Here is a 12629-nt window from a genome sequence, read left to right as displayed (position 1 = left end):
TTTTTATTTAGCGTTTTACCCTTTGAATAAACTCGCTAAATGCGGTCAATTGTCCGGTCAGGTGATCCAGCGTTCCCTGATCAATCACTTCTCCGGTTTGCGGATCAACTTTGTTCTGAATCACGCCGCCCATAAATTCCGGCTTGTTCATCACCATTGCATCGAGAAAAACCAGAATCTGGCGCAGATGATACTGACAGCGCGCGCCGCCAATCACGCCCATTGAGCTGGTCTGAATCAACACCGGTTTACCAGCCAGAGGTTGATCCGGCAGGCGGGAAAGCCAGTCGATGGCATTTTTCAGCCCGCCCGGTACCGAGTAGTTATATTCCGGCGTGACGATCACCACACCGTCAGCCTGACGGATCTGCTCCGCCATAGCTTCTACCGTTGCGGGAAAACCTTCTTCCTGCTGTACATCAGCGTCATACAGGGGAATGTCGGCAATGGAAGGTAATGCATTGATTTCCATGCTAGCAGGAGCAATTTTCGGCAGGGTACGTGCAACCATGCCATTAAATGAGCCTTTGCGCAGGCTTCCCAGTAACGTAACCACCTTCAATTTTTCAGACATGATGACTCCTGTGGTTGTCTATCAATTTGGCGAAAAAGACTTCATGGTAGAGAGTTGGGCAAAACGCATCATCCTGCTGGTAGGATTGTTGGCGCGGCTGTGAATATCCGGCAGGCTTTTCCAGCCGCGTTTGCCATCTAACTCCCAGACACTGAGCTTTTCAATTGTGGGCGTGACCGCCACGGACCACACCAGCACGTCCTCCGCGTCGCATAACGCTTCTACATGATTTACATGAGCACATTTCAGGCGTCCGGCAATGGGCAGCAGCTGCAGATCGCGCGGATCGTCATTCAAAACATCACCGGTTAGTTTTAGCACGCTTCGGCGCAGCGTGATGAGCTGCGCCCGCGCTTCGTTAGGATCGTTTTGTTTACTGATCCATAGCGATTCATTGCTGGAAAAGGTGTGGTTATCGGGCGCGTGTGGGCTATGAAACCCGCGAGTCGCACGCTGCAGTTCCATATCGAGGCCACATTCACCTTCGGTTGTTAACGCCACGCCAACCATATTCCCGGCATAGGAAATAGAAAACGAGGGCAAATTTTTATCACTGAAAACCGGTTTTCCTTTCGGCAGGGTGACGATTTCCGGTAATTCGCCGATGCCATACAGCATGAACATCAGTTCTGCGAGTAAACCTCTGGACGCCAGGAAACGGCTTTGACGATGAGGGGGAATATTTCGGGCTTCTTGATGACACTGGGAGGAGAGACGAACAGAAATCAGATGTCCTTCCGTTAAAATCCCTCGGGCAAAGTGAGTCGCCATTTTTCGCTCCATGCTTAATGGTCCATTATGAATACAAGAGTAATCATTTACTGGAATGATGGACAGACTAAAGCGGCTAAAAGTTCGATTCAGATAAGTTTATTACAACTTTTTTACATTTTATTGTGAAATAGGGTCGCGTTTCATACGATTCGGTTATGCCATCGACGCGTAAAGATTTTTAATGGTTTCCCGTAACCAGACGATTTTCGGATTATGGCTGTTCCGTTTATGCCACAGTAGGGTAAAAGGGACTTCCAACTTTTTTTGCTGGCTTTCGTCAAACGGGAGAGGTAGAGCAACCAACGGCAGTTGGTGGAGTTGATTGTAGTACTGACAGTAGCGTGGTGCGGTCGCCAGTAGCAGATTGTCGGGCTGCGCTGCCATAAACAGTGACTGCTCGAATTCCGGCAAACTCATAGCAATCGTGCGTTCGCGCCCCAGCTCCTGTAACACATTGTCCAGCGCCCAGGTATCGCTCTGTTCCCAGCAAATGCTGATATGTGGGTAACGTAAAAAGGTATCCAGATCCCACGCTTCATGCAGTGCTGGATGATCCTGGCGCAACCAGACGCAGGGCACATCACTAAACAGTACTTCATAATCAATGGCTAATGGCAGCGAGCTTAACAGCTCCCGCGAACGGGGATGACTTTCGCGACCGGAAAAACCAATATCCACTTCGCCACGGGTAATCGCATCCAGTGAATCATAATCCCAGTTGCGCAATTTGATGGTCGCCTGCGGGTATCGTTGGTAGATCCGTTTCGATAGCGCATTAAGCATAATCATCATCAGCGGCGATTCCGCCGCCAGTTCAAACTTAAGACCGCGCGGCGTTTCGTGGTGTGGTTTATCCAGCAGCAAATTGCTCATTTGCATCCACTCCGCCAGATTTTGCTCCATGCTGACCATTAGCGGTGTGGGTGACAGGCCCAGCGGTGAGTTCACAAAGAGCGGGTCATCAAACCACATTCTAAGTTTTGCCAGAGACTTACTCACCGCCGAAGGCGTCACGTTCATCCGCTTAGCCGCTTTGGTCACGCTGCGTTCCTGCATCAGCAGTTGCAGGCAGAGCAGTAAATTGAGATCAAGCGTGGTGATGGATTTCTTCATGAGCGGCAACGGGGCGTCCAGGCGCGACGAACATAATCAGCAACAGGCTCACTATGCTACAGGCAATCAGAATCCCGATCAGCATATTCCATGCGCCGATACCAACCACCGCTGCCAGCCAAATCCACAGTGACGAACCGCAAACTTGCGCAATACCTAAGGTCGAGCTGGCTACGCCCGCGCGTAATGAAAACGGCCCTAACGCCTGACTCATCGCTACGCCAAAACCTACCGAGAAACCGGCGCAAATCAGCGTGATACCAAACAGAGAAACCGCATGGGAAGGTGAAACGGCAAGAGTGATACCTGCCGCCAGAAATAACACCTGTGAGGTGATCATCAACGTACGTGGCTTAAAGATCCCCAGTGCAAATGGCGTGGAGAATGAAACGGTCATGCTGACCCCTGCGGTCAACGCCATTATGGTGGCGTATTCTCCGCGCTCAAAGCCCATGATTTCCATCAGCAATACCGGCGACGTATTCACGAAGGTGAGGATCACCGAAACGCTGAGGGTGGTGATAACAACACGGCTGAGGAAAAACCGGTTAAGCAGCGACTCGCTATTTTCTCGTGGTTTGTCAGAAGCTGCGGGGGCGGCAGGGCGCGTTTCTTTTAAAATAAACAAAGACAACATCAGTACTGCGATGCCCATCGTTGCCATCGTCCAGAACAGACTCTGCCACGGGAATTTAAGCATAATCAGGTGTCCGAGCACTGGCGCTAACACCGGAATGATGCAGGTAATACCGTTGAGTAACGACAGCACTTTTGCCCGACGTCGATCGTCCAGTGTGTCACGTAAAATGGCGAACGCCACCACGTAACAACAGCCTGCGCCCAGCCCCTGTAGAAATCGTCCTGCAAGAAATAACGTGCTGGTTTCAGCCAGTGAACAAAACACCGAGGCAATAATAAATAGCGCCGCGCCGGGTATGGCGACAGGCTTTCTCCCTGAACGATCGGCCACTTTACCGGCAAATAACATCGCTGCCGCCATACCTGCCAGATAAACGGAGAACGCAATATGCAACTGCGCTTCGCTGGCATTGAGATCGGCGGCGATGCGCGGTAAACCAACGAGGTACATATCAATCCCTGCGGGATAAAGTAAAACCAGGGCAAAACTACAAATCAAAAAGCGGGACATGGGCTAAAGCGTCCTGATAGTAAGGTGACGCAAAGCATACGTGGTGAAGCAGAATCAGGCGAGTTGCCATTTGGACATAAGTGATTTCCTGACAGGCAAGAAGCCAGCTATTTCGCTGGCTTCTTAAACGGATTAGCCAAATTTAGGTAACACATTAAAGACGTTACCGAACCAGCATAAAATTACGGTTATACCAAAGAGAATGACAATCGCCGGAATAAGATTGCCGCCCCAGACCGTGAACATCTGGTTGGGAAACTTCTTGCGAGCTTTGATTGCCAGCACCGCGGGGATAATGACTGCCCAGATGGTGGCGCATAGTCCGGCACCGCCGATCCCGTAAATAAAGCCGTTCGGGAAGACGAGATATAACAACGCGGGTGGCAGGAAGGTTAACAGCACGGTTTTGAAACGCCCGCCGTGGGAGTTATCAATCTTAAACAGATCCGCCAGATAATCGAACAACCCCAGTGTGACACCAAAGAACGAACTGGCGACAGCTAAGTTAGAGAACACCAGCAGGCAAAACTCGATAATGCCGTGCTGTTTGGTGCCGAGGAACGATTTCACCAGCGAATCAACGTTGCCGCCTGAGGAGATAATCGCCTTAAAGCTTTCTCGCGGAATATTCCCCATCGTGCAATAGAGCCAGAAGAGATAAATCACCAGCGCCAGCAGCGAACCAAAAACCACACTTTTGATTAGCTTATCTTTGCGTTTGCCATAGCAAATAATCAGGCTGGGAATATTGCCGTGGAAACCAAATGACGCCAGACACACCGGCAAAGCCATAAAGATATACGGGAAATAAGACGTTCCCGCAGTGGTGCTGGTGGCATCGCGCAGAATGGAGTAATCGACCTGGAAGAAGAAAGAACCAAACACGATCACAAAGGAGATAATTTTCAGCCCGAGGAACAACGAGGTAATACGGCTGGCGGCTAACGAGCTTATCCACAATACGCTGGCAACGAAAATGGCTGTGCAGATCCCGACAATACGTGGATTAGCGTGATAACCCAAATTCATTGATATCGTTTCACTAATGATCGCACCATTAGCAGAGATATAGGCATAAGTGAGGATATAGAGAACGAAGGCAACGGTAATACCGCTGATAATGTTCCAGGTGTTACCGATTAAATCTTTGGTGATGGTGTTAAAACTGGAGCCGACGGGATAATTTAAATTTGCTTCTAATAATAATAACCCGGAATGAAGCATCGAAAACCAGGCAATGATAAGGATAAAGGCACCCCAGAAAAACCAGGCACCGGCAAGATCAACAGGTAAAGCAAACATACCTCCACCGATTACTGTACCTGCTATAACCATAACACCCCAAAATGCAGAGTGCTTTTTTTCAGCTTGATCAGTCATGATGCCACCTTTAGAGGAAGGCTATTTTTGTTATTGAAGATGTAGGGAGTTAGAGTGGCTAACATCCTTATAGCCACTCTGAATGTATTAATTAAACTTCTTTCAGTTTTGCGGTGAAGTGACGCAATACTTTTGGCTCATAGGTAAAGGTTAAACCTTTAATATTCGCCGCGTTCTCTTTCACATGTTTGAAGGCTTCAATAATGAAGTCCATATGTGTTTGAGTATATGTTGCGCGCGGAATGGTTAAACGCAGCAGTTCAGCCGGGCATGGCAGTTGTTTACCGGTTTTCGGATCGCGACCTAACAGGAAAGAGCCAATTTCTACCGCACGGATACCGGCGACTTTATACAGCTCGCAGGCCAGCGCCTGTGCCGGGAACTGATCTGCCGGGATATGCGGCAACAGTTTACCTGCATCAACGAATGCCGCGTGACCGCCCGCCTGCTGGCAGACAACGCCAATCTCTTCCAGACCATCGACCAGATACTGTACCTGCGCGATACGATAAGCCAGCCAGTCCAGATTCATGCCGTCATACAGACCTACCGCCAGACGCTCCATCGCACCGCCTTCCAGGCCGCCATATGTCGGGAAGCCTTCCTGTACCACGCAAAGGGTTCTGCATTCGGTATACACATCAAAGAAGCTGTCGTCTTTCATGCACAGCAAGCCGCCCATCGGCACCATTGCATCTTTCTTGGCGGACATCGCCAGCATATCGGCATATTTGTAGGTTTCGCGGGTGATCTGCTCGATGGTCCAGTCTTTGTATTCTGCTTCACGCTGCTTGATGAAATAGGCGTTTTCGGCAAAGCGTGCGGAGTCCATGACCACCGGAATATCGTATTTCTTCGCGATGCTGTACATCGCTTTTAAGTTTGCCAGTGAAACCGGCTGACCACCTGCGGAGTTACTGGTGATGGTTGCAACGATATACGGCACGTTATTCGGGCCAACTTCTTCAATACCGCGTTCTAATCCCTCAAGGTCAAAGTTGCCTTTAAAGTCGTAACGCACGCCAGTATCGAAGGCTTCTTTGATATAGACGTTACGCACGGTACAGCCGTTAATCTGGCTATGGCCCTGAGTGGTATCAAAGAAATAGTTAGAGAACGCCACCATTTTGCTGCGATCCAGGCCTTTTTCCTGCTCGCGTTTTTTAATCAGTACCGGAATATAGATTTGTTCTGCACCACGGCCCTGGTGAGTCGGAATGGTGTATTGATAACCAAAGATATTTTTCACTGACTCGGCTAACGCATAGTAGCTGCGGCTGCCACTGTAAGCTTCGTCGCCGCGCATCATCGCGGCCTGCATACTCTGCGTCACCGCCCCGGTGCCGCTGTCGGTCAGTAAATCGATAAACACATCTTCGCTATCCAGCAAGAACGGGTTCATACCGGATTTAATAATTGCCTCTTCACGATAAGCGCGAGTGGTACGTTTTACTGGCTCAATAACACGAATGCGGAACGGTTCAGGGAGATGTTTAAAGTTTTCCATTACATAATCCTTCATTTATTTTAATTACAGTGATCCCTGTGAATATTACATTTGCAATATCCATTAATTCGCCAGATATATATTCAAGCACCATCATTTACTAAAACAAGTAAATAAACGAGAGATGGCCTTTGCAAAAGGCAAAATTAAGATATAGCAAACAAATAGATCACATTGAATCTAATCGGTTTGGCTTTGGTGATGGTTACAGAAGGGCAAATCAAGGGCGGTGATCGACAATCTTGTTGTCAATATTGAACCATTTTGAGGTCACACATATATGTAAGATATTCATAATGCACTTATCCTCGAAAGACACGAGGCTACAGTATAATACTCAAGAAATTTGTCTATGCTGAAATTGTTTAAATGTGAATCGAATCACAATTAGTTATTGGCTGTGTTTGTGGGAGCTGGCGCATACGGAATATTAACATAAATCCGTGGGTGGATAATTTTTTAATTTTTATCATTATTGTTGAAGGTGATGGCATTGATTATAGGGATACCATTACAAGGAGTTTTTTCCCACGTTGACGTGTCGCGGTTTACTCACCTCATTACCAGGTCGATGACCTTATAGGGAAATGACGTAAAAAGACGAATAACTCTATAAATGAGCGAAATTTGATAGTTGATATTTAAATAGTAACCTTATTATTACTACAACTTTCATATGAATGAGGAGAAAGAAAATGGTTGATAACGTAACTGTTAGCAGAGTATGTGTACAATCTTCTTCTTTCATACCTGATTTGGATGGAGGAAAAAATAAAACTCAATTAATCGTTGACGATATAGTGTCGTATCTTAAAAATCCTTCAGTTTATTCACTTGAAAAAGCGGGTTCATTAAGTGATTTTGTTAATAATAGCAGTGAGATTGAACCATGGGTTTTTATCGGTGGTGGACTTATTATTATTGTCTCCACATCTGAGCAAGACCCTGAAAGTATGATTGTAACTGTGGGGGATGCTGAAGGAAAGTATGCTACACAGATTTTTGTACCGCCTGCGCTTACAACATCCCTCAAAGATATTTTTATTCGCTCTCATACGAACGCAGATGATGAGAGTTTTACTAAAGAGCAGAAAAAAGCTAATAGTAAATATGATATTGTAGATTATAACTGTAAGGTTTATTTTAATGAAAAACCAGAAGATTTAGTCGTGTGCAGGCATATTTCTCTGCAGTATTGTATAGATTCAATGAATGAAAATACAGGTAAAGTTCCATTGAAGGAATGCTATTCAACTCCAGAAGGGATACAGCAACATTTTCCATACGAGCTTGATCAGCAATTTGATAATCTAATAAACAATCCACCACCAGGTACATGCGTCGTTGCTAGTGACAAGTTCGGGGAGATATTATCTGTCTTCTTTCACAGAATGGAAAAAGAGAAGTTAACGCATATGGCGGCAATCGTTAAATCTCAAAAACACGCTATGGCCGTCCGCTTGAGGATAAAACAAACGCCTGCCGGAGAAACTGAATATGTTGTATCCTTTTATGATCCTAATGCAACCAATACTGCAGTACGCTATAAAGCAAAAAACTGTGATTCTTTTGGGTCATTACAATCATTTATAAATATTGAGTTGGCGAATATAAAATGGGTAAAAACAGAGATTTGCTCCGAGTGTGTAGGCATAATTCCTTATCTCCCTCGAGAGCAGGCCCATTTATTAAGTGGTATAGAAAATGAATTGCAACCACCATTATCACCATCAGCATTATATCTATTAATGCAAATGGGGACGTATGAAAATATTGTTCTTTTTTTCGATAAGTTAAGAAATTCCCAAGAAATGACAGTATCAAAGGTTCTTGAGATTCTTGCTGCTAAAGGACCAGGGGGAACATATGGGTTATATATGTCACTGCAACACGATAATCTTAATAAGATTAATGAATATATAACAAATTTAAAAGAGTTGGCCCGAAAATTTAACTTTAGCCGGGAAGACCTGGAAACTCTACTCCTTGCGAAAGATAACCGTGGTGTGAGCGCGATTTCTGTAGCGTTATCAAAAAATAAAAAAGAAAGTGTCAAGGCATTGTTCTTGGCGATAGATGACTTTGAGAAAGAGTTTGGGGTAAATAAAAATGAAATACTTCTTTATATAGGAAAAAAAATATGCTCAACTTATGATTTAAATAGCGCTATTAAAACCAATAATTATAATGTTGTTAATATATTGCTCGCCAATATAAAAGCCAAAATGTTTAAAAATGAAATAAATAAAGAAGATATATTGAAACTGATGGCTGCAAGAGAAAAATGGACGGGGGAGTCAGACAAATGGACGAAGGCATCAGGCTTATATTCTGCGATAGTGAAAGGGTATACGGAGATTGTTGCCGCCTGGATGGAGACAGCTGATGTGATAGCCAGCCATTATGAAAATGATAAAGATGTGGTGAGCGAACTACTGTCGCTGAGCAGAAATAATGCCGTCTGCTCTTTGCATATTGCAAGCTTTAAGAAAATGAGTAAACAGGTCATTGACGTATATCTGAATGCGGCGATTCGCTTGGCGTTGCAACACGGATTCACTTTCGATGAAATTGTGGAGCAGTTTACCCGTGACTTTGATGGCAAGCCATTCTCTCATGTGGTAAATAACGGGGATGATATACATATGGGACTCTGGCTGAAAATATTCAAAATTGTGGTTGGTGAAAATGAAAATTACCTTAAAGATGTGATGATGCAGCTGGAAGAAAAGAATAATGAAGGTAAATCTGTAATAAGTCAGGCAAATGGCAATCCTGTACTTAAAGAACTATTCTGGAAAGCAGTAGACGAATTTAACTTTCCGCAAGAGGAGCTTAATAGGTTAAAGCAATATCGTTCTCTGTAAAGACAGGACTGCAAGGTGTTTAAAGTCGCTCCAGCCAGTAGCAAATGCAGTTTTGGTGCAGGATGCTCATAAAAAACAAGCGCTGTTCCGTTCTGATAGTTAGTTTCCCCAGAACGGAACAGTGCCCTTTATATCAATTTAGACGACTCACTTACCAATACAGAAGCTGGAGAAAATCCGCCCCAGTAGGTCGTCTGAGGTAAATTCCCCGGTGATCTCGCTTAAGTTCTGCTGCGCCAGGCGCAACTCTTCCGCCAGCAGTTCACCCGCCCAGGCACCTAACAGTTGCGCTTTACCCTGTTGCAGGTGCTCTGCCGCCTGTTCCAGTGCCTGTAGGTGACGACGACGCGCCAGGAAGCCGCCTTCCATGTTGGTGTCAAAGCCCATGCTCTGTTTGAGATGGTTACGCAGCACGTCCACACCTTCACCAGTCCTTGCAGAGAGACGAATTAACGCGTGACCGTTCACTTCGCTCATCCCCAACGTTTCGCCGGTGATATCGGCTTTATTGCGTACCACGGTGATCGGCAGTTTCGCTGGCAGACGGGCGATAAACTCCGGCCAGATCTCTGCTGGATCAACGGCATCCGTGGTGGTGCCATCAACCATAAACAGCACACGGTCGGCCTGTTCAATTTCCTGCCATGCGCGCTCGATACCAATACGTTCCACTTCGTCACTGGCTTCGCGTAATCCGGCGGTATCGATGATATGCAGCGGCATTCCGTCAATGTGGATATGCTCACGCAGTACGTCACGCGTGGTTCCGGCGATATCAGTCACGATTGCCGCTTCACGGCCCGCCAGCGCGTTCAGTAGGCTTGATTTACCGGCGTTTGGACGCCCGGCAATGACGACTTTCATCCCTTCGCGCAACAAGCTGCCCTGACGAGCCTCGGCGCGTACTGCGTCGAGATCGGCAATCACGTCATTGAGCTGGGCTTCAATTTTGCCGTCGGAGAGGAAATCGATCTCTTCATCAGGGAAATCAATTGCCGCTTCGACGTAAATGCGCAAGTGGGTGAGGGCTTCCACCAGATGGTTAACCCGTGCGGAGAACGCGCCTTGTAGCGAGTTTAGCGCTGAGCGCGCCGCCTGTTCCGAGCTGGCGTCGATAAGGTCTGCAATCGCTTCGGCCTGGGCTAAATCGAGTTTATCGTTCAGAAATGCGCGTTCGGAAAACTCACCTGGACGGGCAATCCGTAGGCCGGGAATAGTCAGAATGCGTTTTAACAGCAGGTCGAGGATCACCGGACCGCCATGACCTTGCAGTTCCAGCACATCTTCGCCGGTGAACGAGTTCGGGCCAGGGAACCATAGCGCAATCCCCTGATCGAGCACGCTGCCATCGGCGTCTTTAAACGGAAGATAATCGGCGTAGCGCGGCTTAGGCAGTTTACCCAGCACGGTTTCGGCAACCTCACGGGCTTTGAGGCCGGAGATGCGCAGGATGCCAACGCCGCCACGTCCCGGAGGCGTGGCCTGGGCTACGATAGTGTCATTATCGCTCATGATGTTCCTGTTGCTTTGTGTGGCGGATGCGCGGTGCTTATCCGCCCTACGAAAAGAAAAAAGGCGGTCAACTGACCGCCCTTATTTTAGCGAAAACTCACCGAATCAGGATTTTTTCTTCTCGCGGCTATGCAGGCCACGTTTTTCCAGACCACGGTAAATCAGCTGCTGCTGAATAATGGTAACCAGGTTGCTGACGATATAGTACAGCACCAGACCTGACGGGAACCACAGGAAGAACACGGTGAAGATGACCGGCATAAAGGTCATGATCTTCTGCTGCATCGGGTCGGTCACAGTGGTCGGCGACATCTTCTGAATGAAGAACATCGTTACGCCCATCAGGATCGGCAGGATGTAGTACGGGTCCTGTGCTGACAGGTCGTGGATCCACAGTGCAAACGGTGCCTGACGCAGTTCAACGGAACCCATCAGCATGTAGTACAACGCCAGGAAGATTGGCATCTGGATCAGCAGCGGGAAGCAGCCGCCCAGCGGGTTAACCTTCTCAGCTTTGTACAACGCCATCATTTCCTGGCTGATACGCTGTTTGTCATCGCCCAGACGCTCACGCATCGCCTGAATCTTCGGCTGCAGCATACGCATCTTCGCCATGGAGGTGTACTGCGCTTTGGTCAGCGGGTACATGATGCCACGAACGATAAAGGTGATGATGATAATGGAGAAGCCCCAGTTACCCACAAAGCTATGGATCCATTTCAGCAGTTTGAACAGCGGCTGAGAGATGAACCACAACCAACCGTAATCAACGGTCAGATCCAGGTGCGGAGCAACTGCTGCCATTTTGTCCTGGATTTCCGGGCCAACCCACAGGGTGCTGTTCATTGCGCCAGTCTGACCAGGCTGAACCAGTACCGGCTGAGATTTATAGCCGATAGCGGCGATGCCGTTACCCAGATTAGCGGTGTAGAAGTTGTTGGTACCGTCGTTATGCGGGATCCACGCAGTCGCGAAATACTGTTGCAGCATCGCCACCCAACCACCTTTCGAAGAGATGTTCAGGTTTTCGTTATCGGCAATGGTATCAAACTTATATTTCTCGTACTTCTCGTCAGGCGTGGAGTACGCCGCGCCACGGAAGGTGTGCAGTGCGAAGTTGCTGCTTCCGGTGTCGAGATGCGGTGGCAGTGTAATGGATTGCTTCAACTGACCAAAGGTGGAGATCTCCAGCGGTTTCTCGCCAGCGTTCTGCACGTTGTAGTTGACGTTGACAGCGTAATCACCACGTTTCAGGACAAACGTTTTGGTAAACGTGTTGCCTGCCGCGTCGGTATACGTCATCGGCACCTGCAGTTCATTTTGACCTTCAGCCAGCACATAAGCGTCTTTTTCAACGTTATACAGCGGACGCGGGCCGTTAGCCGGATTATCCGGGCCATCACGACCGGTCAGACCGCTCTGTGCCTGATAAATAAACTGCGGTGAAGTTTCCAGCAGCTGGAACGGCTGGGTAGAGTTCAGCTCTTTCGGGTAAGCAGGCAGCAGAGCTTGCTCAACATCACCACCACGGGTGTTGATGGTCAGATCAAGCACGTCGGTCTTAACCGAGATCAGTTTCCCCTGGCCACTGGCCGGTACGCCCTGGTCGGCGGCGCTACCCGCTGCGGTGGTCGTTGTCTGCGTGGTCTGTTGGGCCTGAGGTTGCGGGTTTTTATCCTGCTCCCAGGCTTGCCAGATCATGAAAGACACGAACAGCAAAGCGATGACTAAAAGATTGCGTTGCGAATCCAT

10 protein-coding genes are annotated in these 12629 nt (G+C 47.8%); 1 reads left to right on the top strand and 9 read right to left on the bottom strand.

The genetic code is table 11. The annotated features are described in order from the left end of the window. Positions 1–7: 7 nt before the first annotated feature. The 7 genes from yieF to tnaC form a co-directional block, all read right to left on the bottom strand. Positions 8–574, bottom strand: a complete 567-nt coding sequence (yieF, locus tag AACU19_RS20485) for a class I chromate reductase YieF (RefSeq protein WP_105278458.1) — start codon at positions 572–574, stop codon at positions 8–10. 21 nt (positions 575–595) lie between these two features. Then, the gene (locus tag AACU19_RS20480) at positions 596–1345 is read right to left on the bottom strand and encodes a 4'-phosphopantetheinyl transferase family protein (protein WP_105278457.1); all 750 of its coding nucleotides are present in this window, start codon (positions 1343–1345) and stop codon (positions 596–598) included. A 156-nt stretch (positions 1346–1501) separates the two neighbouring features. Further along, a complete protein-coding gene (gene yidZ, locus AACU19_RS20475) occupies positions 1502–2461 on the bottom strand; it encodes an HTH-type transcriptional regulator YidZ (protein ID WP_039020322.1) in 960 nt (319 codons plus the stop codon). Then, positions 2436–3611, bottom strand: coding sequence for a multidrug efflux MFS transporter MdtL (gene mdtL / locus AACU19_RS20470; protein ID WP_000086006.1), 1176 nt, complete (start codon positions 3609–3611; stop codon positions 2436–2438). The genes yidZ and mdtL overlap by 26 nt, the downstream gene beginning before the upstream one ends. Positions 3612–3743: 132 nt before the next feature. Then, complete coding sequence (gene tnaB / locus AACU19_RS20465) at positions 3744–4991, bottom strand: low affinity tryptophan permease TnaB (protein ID WP_000131914.1); 1248 nt, start codon at positions 4989–4991, stop codon at positions 3744–3746. Positions 4992–5082: 91 nt separating this feature from the next. Then, positions 5083–6498 carry a tryptophanase gene (tnaA, locus tag AACU19_RS20460; protein ID WP_001295247.1) on the bottom strand — a complete coding sequence of 472 codons (1416 nt, stop codon included), beginning with the start codon at positions 6496–6498 and terminating at the stop codon, positions 5083–5085. A 220-nt stretch (positions 6499–6718) separates the two neighbouring features. Further along, complete coding sequence (tnaC, locus tag AACU19_RS20455) at positions 6719–6793, bottom strand: tryptophanase leader peptide (protein ID WP_001364348.1); 75 nt, start codon at positions 6791–6793, stop codon at positions 6719–6721. Between the two features lie 400 nt (positions 6794–7193). Here tnaC and AACU19_RS20450 point away from each other — a divergent pair, with 400 nt between their 5' ends. Then, positions 7194–9365, top strand: a complete 2172-nt coding sequence (locus tag AACU19_RS20450) for a ShET2/EspL2 family type III secretion system effector toxin (protein WP_105278456.1) — start codon at positions 7194–7196, stop codon at positions 9363–9365. A 147-nt stretch (positions 9366–9512) separates the two neighbouring features. Here AACU19_RS20450 and mnmE read toward each other — a convergent pair whose 3' ends face one another. Both mnmE and yidC read right to left on the bottom strand, forming a co-directional pair. Continuing rightward, positions 9513–10877 (bottom strand): tRNA uridine-5-carboxymethylaminomethyl(34) synthesis GTPase MnmE, encoded by a 1365-nt coding sequence (gene mnmE, locus AACU19_RS20445; RefSeq protein ID WP_001282361.1) that lies wholly within the window; start codon positions 10875–10877, stop codon positions 9513–9515. A 105-nt stretch (positions 10878–10982) separates the two neighbouring features. Then, positions 10983–12629, bottom strand: coding sequence for a membrane protein insertase YidC (yidC, locus tag AACU19_RS20440; RefSeq protein WP_000378258.1), 1647 nt, complete (start codon positions 12627–12629; stop codon positions 10983–10985).

It is taken from the genome of Escherichia sp. MOD1-EC4550 (assembly GCF_963876935.1).
GTDB lineage: Bacteria > Pseudomonadota > Gammaproteobacteria > Enterobacterales > Enterobacteriaceae > Escherichia > Escherichia coli_F.
This window is presented reverse-complemented; position numbering and strand designations above follow the sequence as displayed.

What these genes read in the sequence shown, in the direction of transcription:
- yieF (WP_105278458.1), bottom strand. Translation starts at nt 574, where the DNA reads ATGTCTGAAAAATTGAAGGTGGTTACGTTACTGGGAAGCCTGCGCAAA.
- AACU19_RS20480 (WP_105278457.1), bottom strand. Translation starts at nt 1,345, where the DNA reads ATGGCGACTCACTTTGCCCGAGGGATTTTAACGGAAGGACATCTGATT.
- yidZ (WP_039020322.1), bottom strand. Translation starts at nt 2,461, where the DNA reads ATGAAGAAATCCATCACCACGCTTGATCTCAATTTACTGCTCTGCCTG.
- mdtL (WP_000086006.1), bottom strand. Translation starts at nt 3,611, where the DNA reads ATGTCCCGCTTTTTGATTTGTAGTTTTGCCCTGGTTTTACTTTATCCC.
- tnaB (WP_000131914.1), bottom strand. Translation starts at nt 4,991, where the DNA reads ATGACTGATCAAGCTGAAAAAAAGCACTCTGCATTTTGGGGTGTTATG.
- tnaA (WP_001295247.1), bottom strand. Translation starts at nt 6,498, where the DNA reads ATGGAAAACTTTAAACATCTCCCTGAACCGTTCCGCATTCGTGTTATT.
- AACU19_RS20450 (WP_105278456.1), top strand. Translation starts at nt 7,194, where the DNA reads ATGGTTGATAACGTAACTGTTAGCAGAGTATGTGTACAATCTTCTTCT.
- mnmE (WP_001282361.1), bottom strand. Translation starts at nt 10,877, where the DNA reads ATGAGCGATAATGACACTATCGTAGCCCAGGCCACGCCTCCGGGACGT.
- yidC (WP_000378258.1), bottom strand. Translation starts at nt 12,629, where the DNA reads ATGGATTCGCAACGCAATCTTTTAGTCATCGCTTTGCTGTTCGTGTCT.